Here is a 16,209-nt window from a genome sequence, read left to right on the forward strand (position 1 = left end):
CGGCAACCAGGAGGACAGGGCAATGCTTGAGAGCAACTCCATCAAGGTCGAGGACAAGCTCTTCCAGAATCGGTACAAGGTTGACGAGGGCAACCCGCATGTGTGCATCGAGCCGCACACCGTCCCGTCGGACGTGCTCCAGGCGCTGGTTAAGCTGTGCCCCGCCGGCTGCTATCAGAAGGCCGACGACGGAACCGTCGAGGTGTTGCCGGACGGCTGCATGGAGTGTGGTACCTGCCGCGTGCTGACGGCCGAGACGGGTGAACTGCAGTGGAACTATCCGCGTGGCGGCTACGGGATCCAGTTCAAGTTTGGATGATGAATGGGACGCGGGTCACTCTGTGACCCGCCCGGATACGCTTGGATGTCGATCCTCTGTGTGAGTGTGGCGGTCGCCCTTGGGTGGCCGTCTTTTTTTCGTCAGGGGGGCTTTCGTCCGACCAAAAGGGGTCGCGCGGTTTTACAACGCTCCTTCCCAAGTCGTATGATAACACACCGCGGGTGATCCCGGGTGGTCCGGAGCGGATCAAAAGGGAGCGTACATGGACGAGGCAGCGGTCAGGGCGGGTGCTACGCCCACGACACGAACGCAGGCGCGGGCGGCAGGCCCGAAACGCACGTTCTCCATCGAGCGCCATTTGCGCCGCGGGGAAGACGCCGCGATGGTGTTTGACGTCGGCGCGGGCGCCGAAACGGGCGCGATTACCGCGCTGCTCGATGAAATCAAGAGTTTGCGTGGCGATATCGGTGACCTTCGGTCCGAGCTGGTGGACGCCGTGAAGGCGCCTCCTCCTCCTCCGGCCGAGCCGGTTCCGGTGGCCGAGGCGCCGCCCCGGGCGCCGCACGACCCGGCCTCCTATGCCGACGCCGGGAACGACTGGAAGCGGGAAGCGGAACTCCTGCGGATCGAAGTCGCCCGCATGGTGCGCAGTCTGGCCTCCACCAAGCGCGAGATCGCCGAGATCAAGCATCCCCTGCGTTCGGCGGACGAAGACCGGATGATCAAGGCGGCCAACGAGCTCGACGCAATCGTCGACGCCACGGAGGCCGCTACCAACGATATCCTCGACGCCAGCGAAACCATCAGTAACCACGCGGTGGATATGCTGTCCGAGATGGGCGAGGCCGACGCGTTCGCGCCAAAACTCCGCGACATCAACGAGCAGGTTGGCCGGATCATGGAAGCCTGCAACTTCCAGGACATCACCGGGCAGCGCGTCAACAAGGTCGTCAAAACCCTGGAGTTCATCGAGGATCGCATCCGTACGATCGTCGAGGACTGGGGGCGTGAGGCGTTCTTGGATCTGCCGTTGCCGGACGAGGACGTGGCGGACGATCCGGCGGATGAAAGCAAGCTTCTGAATGGCCCCCAACTCGCCAACAAGGGGCTGAGCCAGGATGACATCGACGCCCTGTTTGGATGACCGCCGTCCCGTGTTCCGGTCCCCGACGGCGGGGTGCCAGCGGGTGTTTCTCGCGGTCGTCCTTGTTGCGGCTCTGTCCGCGTGTGAAAGCCTGGATCTGCGCGGCTCCTACGGGACCCGTTCCGGGGTCGATGCCGTTAGGCTCGCCATCCCGCTGTGAGTCCCCACCCCCGTCGCTGAGACGGCGGTGGGGCTTTCTGTTTTCGGGCACCGCGGCCCCGGCTTGGAGCAAATCCCGAGCAATTTGGAACAGATAGGTCACGGCGACGATTTGCTTCAAAATCAAGATCCTAGAGCCTGTTCGAGGAGTCCTGTGCCACCGAGCAGGCTCTCGATGCGACGGAAGACACCGAGGAGTCGGGCCGGCCGTTCGGCGCGGAGCCCGCCCCTCATGGGGCTGCGCGGCGCCGCCGCGAGAGGGGAGGGCGTGAAAAGCTAATATGCAAGGCGAAAAACGCTCTGGAACTACCTGTTCTTGCTCATTTATCCCTTGATTTAAAACTCCTTTGGTGGTTCTCTGCCATGGTGTGGAGGTCCGTTTGACGCGGGCTTTGGTGCGTCGGGGCCGCCGGCCGGGCGAGCGCGGGCGTGGGCCCCGCGAGCGAAGGAGGTAGACGTCAGATGAGACGGTCCAACGAATCAGCGCGGCGGAGCGCGGCCGACCGGTCCCTCCGTTCTCCGGTCATGATCGGTGGCGGTATCGTGTGCGTGGCACTGGCCCTCGCGAGTTGCGAGACGTCGGAAGAGGGGAATGGGACCGGGAGCGGATCGCCCGTGACGGCGGCGTCCGCCGCTGCGCCGATGGTCGATCCGGCCGGACCGATCGGGGCCTCACCATTGCCGCGCGCGACCGTGGGCGACACCTACGTGTTTGACAATCCACAGGAACGCTGGACGGTCGTGGCGGTGGACGATGACCGCGTGACATGGGAAAGCGATCAGGGCGCCTCCCGCGTCACCCAGGTCGATCCCTTGATGCCCAGCATCGAATCGGCGGCGCCTGGATTCGGTCAGGTGACCCGGATCATCCAGAGCCAGACCGGCGCGCTGTGGCCGCTCGCGGTCGGCAACGAAAGCAGTTTCGTCGTTGCGGTCGGCATGGAACAGCCGCCGTACAGCCAATCGCTGGCCTGGAACTGCCGCGTCGTGGGTGTGTCCCGGATCGATGTCGAGGCCGGCACCTTCAACACGCACAAGGTCGCTTGCGCGCGGTCCGATGGGTTGCGCCTGAACACCTACTACGCGCCGACTGCGGGGTATTTCGTCCGCCGCGAGGTCACCACGGCCGACCAGCAACAGGAAACGCGGTCCCTGGTGTCCTTCGACAATGCGGCCAGTGCCGCCGCCAGCCCGGATATGGCCAACGCCCCGCGGCCCGATACGGCACCGGCCGCGCCGGTTCGGGCGACTCCGCTGGCGCCGCAATCGGAGGGCGGCGCATCGTCGGGTGCAACGCCGTCGGCTCCGGCCGCGATGCCGGCCGTGCCCTCGGCCATGCCGCCGGCTGACACGCCATCGGCCTCAACGCCCGCGCCGGCTCCCGCGCCTGTCGCGGCTCCGGCACCGACACGCGCGGCCCCTGCGGCGACTGCGGCGGCGTCCGCCTCGGCGCCCCCGTCGGGCGGATGGTCGGGCGCGGGTGTCCGATTGGCGTCGTTCCGGAGCGAGGCCGCGGCACGGTCGGGCTGGGCCAAGTTCCAGACGGCCTATCCCAACCTTCTGTCCGGCCTGTCGCCGCGCCTGCAGCGCGTGGATCTCGGGGCGCAGGGGACCTATCAAAGACTGTATGCTGGGCCCTTCGAATCGCCGCAGCGCGCGCGCGGTCTGTGCGGCAAGATTGAAGAGATGGGCTCAGTCTGCGACGTGAAGACGTTCTAACCCGACACCCACGGGGCGGAACGGCGGGCGGCCCAGGACCGGAGCCGCCCGTCACTCGTCCAAACCCGAGTTCGGCGTGGCGGGGACAGAGCCACCGCCGGCATCGTTGCGGAACCGAAGGCATGGGAGGGCAGGCATGGCACCCCGGCAGTCACGCACACCCTGGTGGATCAGTGTGGTGGCGGTCGCCGCCCTCGTGGGCGTGACGGCCTACGCGTGGACCACTGTTGAGGATCGGGAGGCGGCGCTGGCGGACCTGCGCGCGGAGCGACAGGCCCTGCGCAGTCAGGTCGGCGCGTTGGCGGAGGAACGCGATGCGGTTGTTCGGGAACTGGAGGCCGCGCTGCGGATCGGCGAGGGTCTGAGCGCGCGCGTCGATCAGCTTGAGGCCGATCTTGCCGAGGCGAACCGCACCCGCCTGGAGGTCCGGGAGGTGCGTGGCACGGCGGACTTCCCGATTCAGCGGGCCATGGCCGAGGCCGGCGATACGGTGTCGGCCTTCGCGGCGCGCGAGGGGACGACGGATGCCGTGGTACGGGCGCTCAACCCGTGGCTCGGCAATACGACCGAGCTGGACGGCTGGCAGACTCTTTGGGTGCCCAAGCCGGAGTGAGCCGGCGTCACGTCTGCCCTGCGCCGCCCGACCCTGGTGGGCGTCCGGCCGCATGATCGGCCCAGAGGGCGCGGAAGGCGTCCTCAAGCTGCGCGGCGTAGGCTGCCGGATCGCACAGGGGCAAGCCCCGAAGCCGGTCCCTCAGATGGGCCCGGATGTCAGTCAGTGCGTCGCGCTGGCGATCCATCATGATGGCGCGGGTAACGTAGTCCTCCGGGGTGGTCGCTATCCAGTCGGCGAGCCCGGCGCGGGTCAGGTGGGACACGGCGTGCCGGCCGTTGGGATAGCGGCCGGCGAGGGTGATCGTTGGTACGCCCATCCACAGCAGTTCCAGAACCGTCAGGCCCCCGGACCAGGGATCGCTGTCCAGCGCGACGTCGACCGTGGCATACAGCGCCATCATGCCGGCGCGGTCACGCCCCCCTTCGAGAGACACCCGGTCGATGTCGAGCCCCGCTCGGGTCATGCGCGCGCGCAGGGCGGCCCGCACGGCGGCGCGGTCCAGCGCCCGCGCCTGAACGACGAGACGGGCGCCGGGACAGGCCGCCAGAACGCGGCCCCACCGCGCCAGCAGCGGGTCGTTGATCTTGTCCATCCGGTTGAACGAACCGAAGGTCAGATGGCCGCGCGTGCGCATGGGAGGTGGGCCGGGATCTGGCGCGTCGGGTGGCGGCTGGAAAAAATAGGCGCCGTGCGGCAGACAGACCGGACGCTCCGGCAGAAGCGTTGGGTCAGCGACATGCGCCGCGTCAGTCAGCAGGGCGTCGAGAGCCGGCAAGCCGAGGCCGCCGAATACATCGCCCCAGAGCACCTGGACTGGCGCCGGGCGCTCCGCCAGCGCCTCCAGGGCCTGGGGCAGGGTGGTGGGCGTCAGCAGCACCAGCACATGCGGACTCAGGGTCCGAATCGTTTCCAGGAGGGCCTGGGGGCTGGCGGTCGGCACGGTGTGGACCGGCACGCCGACGATGCCCGACGGGGGCGGTGTCGGGGCGTGGTCGGCCGGGGTTGCGTGGACGAGGTGGGCGGCGATACGGGCCGAAGCGTTCGGCCGGGCGTGCGCTTCGATGGCCGGCAGAGCCAGCGCGGCGACCTGAGGGCGGCCGAGGTCGCCCACATACACCACGCGCAACGGCGCGGGCGCTGGGTCCTGCGGCGTCGCGGCGGGGGTCCAGGCTCCTGCGCGCGGTTCCACGCCCGCGTGCTCGGCGGCGATCCTGTCGGTCGTGATGCCTGGGGCATGATGGAGGATGGAGAGCACGTCCCCGATCAGGGCCGGCGATCGCCGCAGGGTGGGCGGCACGCGCAGCACGAGGGCGGCGGCGGCGTCGGCGTCGCCCTCTGAAAGGCGGAGCGCGGCCAGCCCCATCACGGCGCCGGTGTTGGCGGGATCCAGGTGAAGGGCGCGCCGGAACGCGGGCTCCGCATCCTCCCCGTCCTGGTGGCGGGTCGCCACGGTGCCCAGGGTGGTCCAGGCGGCGGCGTAACCCGGCGCCGCGCACAGGGCAGCCCGAGCGGCGCGTCGCGCGGTCGTGGCCTGGCCTCGGGCCAGCGCAAGCAGCGCGCGACCGTGATTCAGGGTCGGGTCGCGGTCGCCCTCGGTCGGGCGGTTGGCCAGCAACGCGGCGGTCTGGTCCAGGGCTCCGGCGGCCAGGGCCGCCATGACGGCGGCGCCCAGGGCGGCCGAATCGTTCGGGCACCACCGCAGCCAGTCGCGCGCAATGGCGTCGACGTTGGCGGTGAGGCCGGCATGTTGGGCGGTGCGATGCGCATCGGCACACACGCGGCTCAAGGGCAGGCCGGGCGTCTCGGCGATGGCAGGGTCGAGGAGGAGCGCGCGGCGCAGGCACCGCCACCCGTCCCGGGTCTCTCCCCGGGCATGCCGGATGAGGCCCAGGTTGCGCCAACTGTTGGCGTGGGCGGGCAGCCGCTCGACGACCCGCGCGAACACGGCCTCTGCCTCGTCATGCCGGCCGGCCTGAAGCGCGGTCACGGCACGCGAGAACAGGGCACGCGCGGCGGAGTCGACGGGAGTGGGTGCGGGGGCGTTGGGTTCGACCACGGACTTACATCACCACGGGGCGGGCATCACGACAGGGCGGCGCCCCTCTTATAGCGATGTCGAGCCGTAGGCTCCAGGTCCGGGCCGGCCGCGGCGGCGATTAGGCCGCGCGGCTGTCGCGCGTGGTCGGATCGTTCGACGAGCGGGCCGCGATGGTGTCCGCGTCGGGCATCGTGGTCAGTCCGTGTTCACGGACATAGCACGGCTGAACTGCATCGGTCGCCTGGCCGGCGGTCGTCTGCTCGGCGCGGGCCGGGGTGCCCGACAGGCGTGCCATGAGTCGGCGGACGCCGGCGCGGATCAGGTGGGCCATATAAACGTCGCGCTGGTGGCGGGCGATCGCTTCCGCGGCAAAGGGACCATCCAGCTTAAGTATCGGTTCGTGCATCAGATCTTGTCCTTGTGGCTGACAGTGGGCCGCACGCGCGTCACGGGAGCACGCCGTCGTTTCGTTTCGCACTGCGGTATGCGGTTAACATAAGCAGCGGTTCCGGCTTGGATGCGTGCAGATTTTGCAGTGCAGAATGGCGCGATTCTGGGTTCTTCGCGGACTGAAGACGGTGTGTTCGCCCGCACTGAGCGCGATCCCTGCGTTGATTCCCAGGGGCGGGTGCGTCAGCATGGTCTTGTAAGGCTCAGTCGCGGCGTCGGCGGCCGGTGTCCCGGGCGGGATCCGCGCGCGTCGGATCGGGTACGGCAGAAGAGGTCAGCAATGACGGGAAGTAAGGATGACCGCGCGCACCTGATCGCCCACAGGCGGTTGATGGAAGAAATCGAAATGGCGATGCGGGCCGCCAATCAGGAAATCATCGGGCGCAAACTTCCGCATCTGAACCGGGACAGCTTCTTCAAGCTGGCCGTTTCCATCGCGCGCGTCAGGGCGCAGTATCTTGAGGCGGTGATGGCGATGGACTGGGAGCACTGCACGCCGGAGCAACTGGAGACCATCGAAAACCGGCGCGCCGTATACGAGGCCGCCCGCACGGGCTTCGAGGCTCTGCAGCATGCATTCGAGCGCGGCTATGTGACGTTGGAGGCGATGGAGGGCAAGTCGTAAAGACCGGCCGGTCCCTCAGTACAGGGCGCTCCGTTTGTCCGGTCGCTCGAACTCCCCGATCCACATGCCGGCTCGTGCGGCGCGTGCGGCCCCTTCCTGGCGGGCGTACTTCGTCCCTTCGGAGACGGCGAGACCCAGTCGGACCAGGGCGGCATTCAAATCGACGCCGCCGGCATGACACACGGCGATGAGGCGACCCTCGCGATCAAACGAGTCCCCGGTGCACGAGACGGTCTTATTCAGGGTCAGGCGCAGCAGGGTCGAGGCCGCCTCGCGGCCGCAGGGCCAGACCTTGCCGCGAAAGGTGCAGGTCTGATCCAGGGACGGCGCGGCAATCCCGTACAGCATGACGGGCTGGCCGCCCTCGCACTTTCGATAGGCGCGATGCCCGTCGATCACCAGAACATTGCCGGATTCGACGCAGGCGGGGCCCATCGCGTCCGCCCGTGCTGCTGCGGGTGCGAGGAGCAGGGCGGCGGTCAGGGTCAGAAGGGTCAGCAGACCGATCCGGAGTGGGGTCGCCCGGTTCGCGGGGAAGGGCTGTGCCGGTGCGCGCAGGGGAAGGCCGGGCCGTGGGCGAGACCGTTCGTGTTGCGTGTGAGATGTAAAAGTGGACATCGGGGCCTCCCGCACTTGGAGCCCTCAGCCGTTCTTTTAATAAAATTTTCGCGAACGACTTTGAACTCTCATATTATCGACAGTATGATCTTAACAAATTATCGATGGGGCGTCTGTATAACCTCCGGCCTGCCGCTATGGGCGCGTGTGCGTGGGGTGCCCTGGTTCTGCCCTAAAACCACGCCATATGTCCTGGATCCCCGACGCAATCCGGTGTCCGGACCTCGTGGCGGGAGGAGACGACGGTTTGGGTCGCGACTCCTCCAGCGACGTCAGGCCACGGGTCCCGTGCCGCGTTCCATTCCGAATGGAAAACCTCGATCATGACCAGGTCCCCCCTTCCCCCGTCCACTCCTGTTGCCGAGCCGGGCCATTCGCGGGCCTCGCTGACCACCCGTCTGCGCAATCATTTCTTCGCGGGTATTCTGGTGACGGCCCCGGCGGCCATCACGTTCTTCGTCGCTTGGAAGTTTATCGAATTCGTGGATGAGCGCGTCGCGGCGTTCATCCCGGAGCAGTATCACCTGCCTGTCAGCATTCCCGGTGTCGGTCTGCTGGTGATGGTGGCGCTGCTGATCGGCATCGGCGCGTTCGCGACCGGGCTGGTGGGGCGGATTCTGTTCCGTCTGGGCGAGCAGCTTCTGAACCGGATGCCGCTGATTCGGAACATCTATGGCGCCCTGAAGCAGATCCTCGAGACCGTGCTGGCGCAGCAATCCACCGCCTTCCGGCAAGTGGTGCTGGTGGAGTATCCGCGTCGCGGCATCTGGGCGATTGCCTTCATCACCGGCGTCACGGAAGGCGAGGTGCAGAACCTGACCGCGCAGGAATGCGTCAACGTGTTCCTGCCGACGACGCCCAACCCGACCTCCGGGTTCCTGCTGTTCGTGCCGCGCCAGGATCTGATCGTGCTCGACATGACGGTGGAGGAAGGCATCAAGATGGTGATCTCCGGCGGCATCGTCACACCGCCGGACCGCCGACCCGAAGAGGTCCGGCGGGTGCCCCTGGTCGACACCACGGAAGAAGAGTACGCCGGGGGGCATGGTCCGCGGCGCGTCGTTCCGGCACCCAACGGAACGGAGTCCGACGCGACCGCGTCCGCGAACGGGTCCGCCACGTCGCGCCCGCGCTCGCTGGAGCGGGCATAGCCGCGCGTGCCGGGGGCCGGCCAAAGGGGCGCGGATCGTTGACCCGCTCCGTCGGGCGTTCCATCATCACTACCGTTGGTCGGCCGGGCCGTGCGTCCGGCGGGACCGCCGCATTGATGAAGGCTTTGGGGGACGGCGCGGCGTCGTGCCGCGCGTCCGGGGCCCGCTCAGTGGGGGGACGCCCAGCATGAAACGCAACACTGTTTGTGCCGCCGCCGTGGCCGGTCTCATGACCGCCTTCGGACCCGTCGCCGCCACCCAGGCGGAGACGCCCCCGAACATGGCCGTGATCGCCTGGCATCTCGACGAGCTGATCACCATGGATCCGGCGGAGGCATACGAATTCGCGGGCGCTGAAGTCATCGCGAACCTGTACGACCGCCTCGTCTACTACGACATCGACAACACCGACGACATCAAGGGCGGCATCGCCGAGAGTTGGGTGGTCAGCGAGGACGGCAAAACCTTCACCTTCACGATTCGCGATGGGGTGACGTTCCACTCTGGCAATCCGGTCACGGCCGACGATGTGGCGTGGTCGCTGCAACGGGTCGTCACGCTGAACAAGGGGCCGGCCTTTATCCTGGCCGAGTTCGGCCTGACGGCGGAGAACGTCGTCGAAAAGGTGCGCGCCACCGATCCGCACACGCTCGTGCTTGAAACCGATCAGCGTTATGCACCGTCGTTCGTCCTGAACTGTCTGGGGTCGTGGGTCAGTTCCGTGCTCGACCGCAAGACCGTCATGGCGCACGACGAGAACGGCGACATGGGCAACGCTTGGCTCAAGACGCACGAAGCGGGCTCGGGCCCGTTCACGCTGAGCGCGTGGCGACCCAACGAGGTGGTGCTGCTCGACCGCTTCGAGGACTACGTCCGGGGCGCGCCGGCCATGCAGCGCATCGCCCTGCGGCATGTGCCGGAGAGCGGGCCGCAACGTCTGATGCTGGAGAAGGGCGACGCCGACATCGCCCGCAATCTGGGTCCGGAAGACCTTGCGGCGCTGAAGGAAAACCCGGAGATCAGCCTGCGCAGCATCCCGCAGGGCGCGGTCACCTATCTCGGCTTGAATCAGAAAAACCCGAACCTCGCCAAGCCGGAGGTGCGTCAGGCGCTGAAGTGGCTGGTGGACTACGACGGCATCGAGCGCCATATCCTCCAGGGCACCAAGGTCAAGCACCAGACCTTTCTGCCGGCTGGGTTCCTGGGGGCCCTCGACGAGGCGCCGTATTCCCTCAACCTGGACAAAGCGCGCGCGCTGCTGGCCGAGGCCGGGTTGGAGGACGGGTTCACGGTGACCATGGACACGCGCAACACCTTCCCCACCTCCGACATCGCGCAGGCGCTTCAGGCGACCTGGGCGCAGGCGGGCATCACCTTGGAGCTCCTGCCGGGCGACAACAAGCAAACGCTGACCAAGTACCGCGCCCGCCAGCACGACATCTACATCGGCTATTGGGCGCCGGATTACCTGGATCCGCACGGCAACGCGTCCGGCTTCGCCTGGAACCCGGACAACGGCGACGACAGCCCGTACCGCCTGCTCGCGTGGCGCAACGCCTGGGATATTCCGGAGTACACCGCCCGCACCGAGGCCGCCCTGGCGGAGAGCGACCAGGATGCGCGCCGCCAGATGTACCAGGACTTGCAGCGCGATTTCCTGGCGGAGTCGCCGTTCGTCATCATGTTCCAGAACATCCGGGTGGTGGCGGAGCGCGAGGGTGTGTCCGGCTTCGAGGTTGGGCCGAACTTCGACGTCGTGTACTACCGCAACATCACGAAAACCGCCGAGTAAGGGCACACAGACCCGACGCGAGCCCCCCGAACCACGGAGTCCCTGCGATGTTGCGCGCTCGCGCCAGTCTGTCCGGCATTGTGTCGGCCCCTCACCATCTGGCCGCTCAGGCCGGGCGCGACGTGCTGCGCGAGGGGGGAACGGCCGTCGAGGCAATGGTGGCGGCCGCCGCCACCATTGCCGTGGTCTATCCGCATATGAACGCGCTCGGGGGTGACGGCTTCTGGCTGATCGCGGAGCCGGGCCAGGATCCCGTCGCCATCCGCGCTTGTGGGCCGGCGGCGGCGCGGGCCACCCCGGCGTTCTACCGGGAGCACGGCCATACGGCGACGCTGCCCACGCGCGGCCCTCTGGCGGCCCTCACGGTCGCGGGTGCGGTGGCCGGGTGGGCGGAGGCCCTGGCGCTCTCCCACGCCTGGGGCGGCCGTCCCCTGCCGGTGTCGCGGCTGCTGGTCGACGCGGTGCACCACGCCCGCACCGGGGTCGTGGTGAGCGATGGGCAGGCGGCGTTGACGGCGGCGAAATGGGGGGAGTTGGCGACGGTGCCGGGCTTCGCGGCCACCTTCGCACCGGAGGGCCTCCCGCCGCTGTCGGGAACGGTTCAGCACTATCCGGCGTTGGCTGAGACCGTGGAGCGACTCGGGCGCGTGGGTCTGGACGACTTCTATCGGGGGGAGGTCGCGCGGGCGTTGGCGACCGGTCTGGAGCAGACGGGCGCTCCGGTGTCTCTGGCCGATCTCGACGCCTACCGGGCCGCGCGCGTGGCCCCGTTGAAGGTGGGGCTGAAGGATGGGTGCGTGTTCGGCCACCCACCCCCGACCCAGGGTGTGGCCACGCTGATGATTCTCGGTCTGTTCGACCGGCTTGGCGTGCGGGAGGCGGATGGGTTCGCGCATGTCCATGGGCTGGTGGAAGCGACCAAGCGTGCGTTCCTGCGCCGGGACGCATCGTTAAGCGATCCGGCGCGCATGACGGAGGACCCGGCGGACTGGCTCTTACCCGACGCACTGACCGCCGAGGCCGCCCGGATTGACCGGGAGCGCGCCTTGCCGTGGCCCCAGGGCGGGGCCGGGGGCGACACCGTCTGGATGGGCGCGGCCGATCGCGAGGGCCGCGTAGTCAGCTATATCCAGAGCGTCTACTGGGAGTTCGGGTCCGGGCTCGTGGTGCCGGGCACCGGGGTGACTTGGCAGAACCGGGGTTCGGCCTTTACACTGGCGGACGGTCCCAATCGGCTGGAGCCCGGCCGCTTGCCGGTGCACACCCTCAACCCCTCGTTGGCGCGTCTGGCGGACGGTCGCGTACTGGCGTTCGGGACCATGGGCGGCGAGGGCCAGCCCCAGACCCAGGCGGCCGTGTTCACCCGCTATGTCCGGTTCGGCCAGGACCTTCAGGCGACGGTCACCGCGCCGCGCTGGCTGCTGGGACGCACCTGGGGCGCGGAGACGACGACGCTCAAGGTGGAAAGCCGCATGGCCCCGGACGTGGTCGGAGCGCTGGAGGCGGCCGGACATGCCGTGGAGGTCGTCGGTCCGTTCGAGGACATGATGGGCCACGCCGGCGCCATTTCCGTGGGATCCGATGGGGTTATCCTCGGCGCCAGCGACCCTCGCGCGGACGGCGCCTGCGCGGCGATCTGACACAATTGAGGCGCCCCCCATTGACCGGGCGGGCGGATCCGTGGTGCAACCCACTGGGTCCCGTCACAGGGGCAGGGTTCACGTTCCATGACTGATTGACGGGAGGCACGCTTGAATCGCCAGGAAACCATACTGGTCGAGATGTATCTGCGGCGCACGTTTCGGACCGACGGAATCAGCGTCAAACCGCCAAAGAAGCCGACCGATCCCGCCGAAGTGTGGATCAACGGCGAGTTCATCGGCACGCTGTACCGCGACGAGGAAGACGGCGAAATCTCTTACGATTTCAACATGACGATTCTGGACGTCGATCTGCCCGCCACGTAACGCGGAGTCAGGTGGTGGCCTCGTCCAGGCGGGACCATCCCTCCGGGCCGAACGCCTCAAGCGGGCGGAACCGGCTTTTGTAGGACATCTTCCGGCTGTTCTCGATCCAGTAGCCCAAGTAGACATAGTCCAGGCCCTCGGACCGCGCCCGTTCGATCAGCCACAGCACCATGTAGGTGCCGAGGCTGCGGCGGGTTGCGCTGTCCGGTTCGAAGAACGAATAGACCGCCGACAGCCCGTCGTTCATTCGGTCCAGTAGGCATCCGGCCACGAGCGTGCCGTCCGGATCCCGGAACTCGGCCATCGCCGTATCGATGGGACTGTCCTCGACCATCGAGCGGTAATCGAAGAAGCCCATCAGGGCCATGTCGCTCTCGCCGTGCCGGGCCTGTTGATACCGGGCGAACAACTGGTATTGCTCCGCTGTCGCGCTGGCCGTCAGCACGGTCACGGAGAGATCGGTGTTGGCCTTGGTGATCCGCCGAAGCGTGCCGCGCGGCTTGAACCCATCCACGACAATGCGGACGGGCAGGCACGCCTGACAGCCCGGGCAGGCGGGCGCATAGGCAATGGTATGGCTGCGCCGGAACCCCGCCCGGGACAGGGCATCATGCACGGTGTCCGCGCTGGGGCCGGTCAGATCCGTCACGATCTTGCGCTCAAGCCGGCCGTCCAGATAGGGGCAGGGCATGGGCGCGGTCGTGAAGAAAAACTGTGGCCTTTTCAGCGGTGTCTGATCCATGGACGCACCGACCTCATTAGGGCTCTCTCGACAGCGCACTCGACATATGGGCGCCTGAGGGTTGAACGCCAACCCTGCTTTCGGCCGATGGCCATCCTTTGCGATCTGTATGTGGTGCGGCGCATGCCCGTTAGAAGTCGTCGGCGGGCGCCGCGTCCAGGACGCTCGGCAGAACGGGAATGCGCTCCGCCTGGGCCGCGTCATACAGGTCGGCGTCACGGAGCAGCACGATATCAATGCGCCGGTTGCGCGGGTCGTTCGGACTCTCCGGCAGCAGCGGTTCCACCCCAGCCTTGCCTATAATAGCATCGATCCGCTCTGGGTCGATGCCCCCGGACAGAAGCACCCGGCGGCTGGCCAGGGCGCGGTCGGCGGACAGCTCCCAGTTGCTGTAGCCGGTCGGGTCGGTAAAGGGCGCGGCGTCCGTGTGCCCGCTGATGAGAAGCTGGTTGGGCAAATCCTTGATGGCATTCGCCACCAGACCCAGCAACAGCCGGGTGTGCTCGTACATCGCCGACGATCCGCCGGGGAACATCGCGAGCCGGTCCTGATCCAGAAGTTGGATCTTCAGGCCGTCCTCCGTTTCCGCGATCATCAGGCTGTCCTGAAACTTCTCCAGATCAGGGACCGCCTGGATGGCCTGCCGCAGGGCTTGGGCGGTCTCGTCGAAGCTGGCTTCCTGCGCCGCTTCACGCGCGGCCTCCTCCGCGCCGGCGGGCTCGCCCGTCTCGTCGCTCGGCCCATCGCCGTCGCCCATGTTCTCGCCCTCGCCGGAGGGAAAGTCGGGCTGGGTTTCGTCGAGCGTCAGGCCCTCGGCCGGGTCGGTGAAGTCATTGCCGCCGAGGCCGATGGTGGGGGGGGGCAGCATCGGCTCGGCCGTGGGCGACGCGCTCATCGATTGATTGGCGCCCTGGCCGACGACCTGGCCGCCCAGCATGCCACCGGCCCCGCTGGTGCTGGATGACACGGCCGTGGGGGCGAAGTAGTTCGATATGCCCTCCAGTTGCTCCTCGGTCACCGAATTGAGCAGCCACAACAACAGGAAAAACGCCATCATGGCCGTCACGAAATCGGCGTAGGCGACCTTCCACGCGCCACCGTGGTGGCCGTGCCCGCCCTTTTTGACGCGCTTGATGATGACGGCGTTTTTTTCTTCGGCCATGGATGGATCCGCCCTGTGCCCTCAAAACGATGGCGTCGCAAGGGGTATGTCGCTCCAGCGGCTCAGCGTATCCAGCGCCGCTAAAGAAACCGTGAAGAGCGATACGGTCCCGGACCTCTCCACCGCAGGGGATCAGTCCGACAGATTTTGCACCGTGTTTTCGACCTCGGTGAACGACGGCTGCACGGACGGCGACAGGACCTTACGCGCGAACTCGATCGACACCTGCGGGGCGTAGCCCTGCATGTGGGCGAGGAGGGCGGCCTTGATGCAGTTCAGATATTCCGTGTCGGCGTCGTAGGCGGAGCCGATGGCGCGGGCGAAGGGCGCAAAGAAACCGTAGGAAAACAGCACGCCGGAGAAGGTCCCGACGAGGGCCGCGCCGATCAGGTGGCCCAGCACCTCCGGCGGTTCGGTGATCGAGCCCATGGTGTGAATCACGCCCAGCACGGCGGCGACGATACCCAGGGCGGGCATGGCGTCGGCCATGTTGTTGACGGCCTCGGACACGGCATGGTTTTCCTTGTGGTGCGCCTCGATCTCCCCGTCGATGATCGTTTCGACCTCGTGAGCGTTGCTGGTGCCCAGGGTCAAAAGGCGAAGATAGTCGCACAGAAATTCAAGATTATGGTGATTCGATGAGAATCCGGAGAACTTCTGGAACAGCGGGCTTTCCTCGGGCTTCTCCACATGGCTTTCCAGTGCGAGATCGCCTTTGGTCTTAGCCAGTCGAAAGAGGGAGTAAAGAAGCGACAGAAGCTCTAGGTAATCTGATTTCTTGTATTTCGGTCCCTTTAGCATGGGGCCGATCGACTTCAGCGTGTTCGCGAGAAGGGTTTTCGGATTGCCTATGATATAGGCCCCGATGGCAGCGCCGAAGATGATGACAAACTCATAGGGCTGCCACAGCACGTCCAGGTGGCCGCCCGCAAGGGCATATCCGCCGATGACGCTGACAATAACGACAATGGTCCCAACGATGACGAGCATCGGTCCTCGCACCCTTGTCTTGGGCGTTTACGACACAGGGGACGGTCGCAACGCATGGGGGGATCGCGTTCCGCCCGTCCGGGTGGGGTGAATGACCCCGTTTCCGGTTCCACCCCACGTAAACGGACATACAGGAACATCCCAGGCCCGCCAACGTAAATCAAAAACGTAAATCAAACATTGGCGCCCGTGGCCCGATGCGATAAGACCCGGTTTGCCCCATCGCAGCCAAGGCAGGGTAGATGACGGTTGATCCGGTGTCCTTTCGAAAAGCGCTCGGGTGTTTTGCGTCCGGCGTGACGGTGGTGACGGCTATGGACGCGGCGGGCTCGCCGGTTGGGCTGACGGTCAGTGCGTTCTCCTCCGTGTCCCTGGTGCCGCCGTTGGTTCTGATCTGCCTCGACCGGCGGGTTTCGGCCCTGGATGCCTTTGAACGCGGCCCGTTTGCCGTCAACATTCTGGCGGAAGGCCAGCGCGAGCTCTCCAACCGGTTCGCGACGCGGCGGGACGACAGGTTCGCCGCGGTCGAGCACGCGCCGGGCCACAACGGGGCGCCCCTGATCGGGGGTGTCGTGGCCGCGATCGAGTGCGATACGCACGAGGTGATCAAGGGCGGTGATCATTCCATCATTTTGGGGGCGGTGACCCGGGTGGATGTCACATCCGAGGACCGCCCGCTGCTCTATTTCCGTGGCGCCTACGCCGGACTGGCCTAGACCGCAGGCGCACCCGCGGGCACGGGCGGTAACGAAAGGG

The 16,209-nt window shown here is 67.1% G+C and carries 16 protein-coding genes; 10 read left to right on the plus strand and 6 right to left on the minus strand.

The genetic code is table 11. The annotated features are described in order from the left end of the window. Nucleotides 1-22: 22 nt before the first annotated feature. The 4 genes from GGD82_RS00325 to GGD82_RS00340 all read left to right on the plus strand — a co-directional run bounded on the left by GGD82_RS00325 (nt 23) and on the right by GGD82_RS00340 (nt 3,915). Nucleotides 23-319, plus strand: coding sequence for a ferredoxin family protein (locus GGD82_RS00325; RefSeq protein ID WP_150060739.1), 297 nt, complete (start codon nt 23-25; stop codon nt 317-319). A gap of 343 nt (nt 320-662) precedes the next feature. Continuing rightward, entirely contained in the window at nt 663-1,424 is a 762-nt protein-coding gene (locus GGD82_RS00330) for a protein phosphatase CheZ (protein WP_246163676.1), read from the plus strand. 774 nt (nt 1,425-2,198) lie between these two features. Next, nucleotides 2,199-3,302 carry an SPOR domain-containing protein gene (locus GGD82_RS21310; RefSeq protein WP_150060737.1) on the plus strand — a complete coding sequence of 368 codons (1,104 nt, stop codon included), beginning with the start codon at nt 2,199-2,201 and terminating at the stop codon, nt 3,300-3,302. 136 nt (nt 3,303-3,438) lie between these two features. Further along, entirely contained in the window at nt 3,439-3,915 is a 477-nt protein-coding gene (locus GGD82_RS00340; RefSeq protein ID WP_150060736.1) for a hypothetical protein, read from the plus strand. 7 nt (nt 3,916-3,922) lie between these two features. On the opposite strand, the gene GGD82_RS00345 is transcribed toward GGD82_RS00340, so the two are convergent. Next, the gene (locus tag GGD82_RS00345; RefSeq protein WP_150060735.1) at nt 3,923-5,974 is read right to left on the minus strand and encodes an O-linked N-acetylglucosamine transferase family protein; all 2,052 of its coding nucleotides are present in this window, start codon (nt 5,972-5,974) and stop codon (nt 3,923-3,925) included. Nucleotides 5,975-6,074: 100 nt separating this feature from the next. Then, nucleotides 6,075-6,362: a hypothetical protein gene (locus GGD82_RS00350; protein ID WP_150060734.1), complete on the minus strand. Its 288-nt coding sequence runs from the start codon at nt 6,360-6,362 to the stop codon at nt 6,075-6,077. A 324-nt stretch (nt 6,363-6,686) separates the two neighbouring features. Between GGD82_RS00350 and GGD82_RS00355 the strand changes: the two genes are divergently transcribed. Next, the gene (locus GGD82_RS00355) at nt 6,687-7,031 is read left to right on the plus strand and encodes a hypothetical protein (RefSeq protein WP_150060733.1); all 345 of its coding nucleotides are present in this window, start codon (nt 6,687-6,689) and stop codon (nt 7,029-7,031) included. 15 nt (nt 7,032-7,046) lie between these two features. Here the strand turns inward: GGD82_RS00355 and GGD82_RS00360 are convergent, their stop codons facing one another. Next, nucleotides 7,047-7,649, minus strand: a complete 603-nt coding sequence (locus tag GGD82_RS00360; protein ID WP_150060732.1) for a thermonuclease family protein — start codon at nt 7,647-7,649, stop codon at nt 7,047-7,049. 323 nt (nt 7,650-7,972) lie between these two features. Between GGD82_RS00360 and GGD82_RS00365 the strand changes: the two genes are divergently transcribed. The 4 genes from GGD82_RS00365 (at nt 7,973) to GGD82_RS00380 (ending at nt 12,559) form a co-directional block, all read left to right on the plus strand. After that, nucleotides 7,973-8,800, plus strand: coding sequence for a DUF502 domain-containing protein (locus tag GGD82_RS00365; protein WP_150060731.1), 828 nt, complete (start codon nt 7,973-7,975; stop codon nt 8,798-8,800). 187 nt (nt 8,801-8,987) lie between these two features. Then, the gene (locus tag GGD82_RS00370; protein WP_150060730.1) at nt 8,988-10,592 is read left to right on the plus strand and encodes an ABC transporter substrate-binding protein; all 1,605 of its coding nucleotides are present in this window, start codon (nt 8,988-8,990) and stop codon (nt 10,590-10,592) included. A gap of 47 nt (nt 10,593-10,639) precedes the next feature. After that, the gene (locus tag GGD82_RS00375) at nt 10,640-12,232 is read left to right on the plus strand and encodes a gamma-glutamyltransferase family protein (RefSeq protein WP_150060729.1); all 1,593 of its coding nucleotides are present in this window, start codon (nt 10,640-10,642) and stop codon (nt 12,230-12,232) included. Between the two features lie 111 nt (nt 12,233-12,343). After that, nucleotides 12,344-12,559 carry a DUF3126 family protein gene (locus GGD82_RS00380; RefSeq protein ID WP_246163675.1) on the plus strand — a complete coding sequence of 72 codons (216 nt, stop codon included), beginning with the start codon at nt 12,344-12,346 and terminating at the stop codon, nt 12,557-12,559. 7 nt (nt 12,560-12,566) lie between these two features. Here GGD82_RS00380 and GGD82_RS00385 read toward each other — a convergent pair whose 3' ends face one another. The 3 genes from GGD82_RS00385 to motA all read right to left on the minus strand — a co-directional run bounded on the left by GGD82_RS00385 (nt 12,567) and on the right by motA (nt 15,453). Next, on the minus strand, nt 12,567-13,301 hold the full coding sequence (locus tag GGD82_RS00385; protein ID WP_150060728.1) for an arginyltransferase: 735 nt from the start codon (nt 13,299-13,301) through the stop codon (nt 12,567-12,569). A 130-nt stretch (nt 13,302-13,431) separates the two neighbouring features. Further along, the gene (locus tag GGD82_RS00390; protein ID WP_150060727.1) at nt 13,432-14,463 is read right to left on the minus strand and encodes a flagellar motor protein MotB; all 1,032 of its coding nucleotides are present in this window, start codon (nt 14,461-14,463) and stop codon (nt 13,432-13,434) included. Nucleotides 14,464-14,595: 132 nt separating this feature from the next. Next, entirely contained in the window at nt 14,596-15,453 is an 858-nt protein-coding gene (gene motA, locus GGD82_RS00395) for a flagellar motor stator protein MotA (protein ID WP_150060726.1), read from the minus strand. Between the two features lie 257 nt (nt 15,454-15,710). Here motA and GGD82_RS00400 point away from each other — a divergent pair, with 257 nt between their 5' ends. After that, complete coding sequence (locus tag GGD82_RS00400) at nt 15,711-16,169, plus strand: flavin reductase family protein (RefSeq protein WP_311731924.1); 459 nt, start codon at nt 15,711-15,713, stop codon at nt 16,167-16,169. The last annotated feature ends 40 nt before the right edge of the window (nt 16,170-16,209 follow it).

This window comes from Roseospira marina (assembly GCF_014197855.1).
GTDB classification, from domain to species: Bacteria; Pseudomonadota; Alphaproteobacteria; order Rhodospirillales; family Rhodospirillaceae; genus Rhodospira; species Rhodospira marina.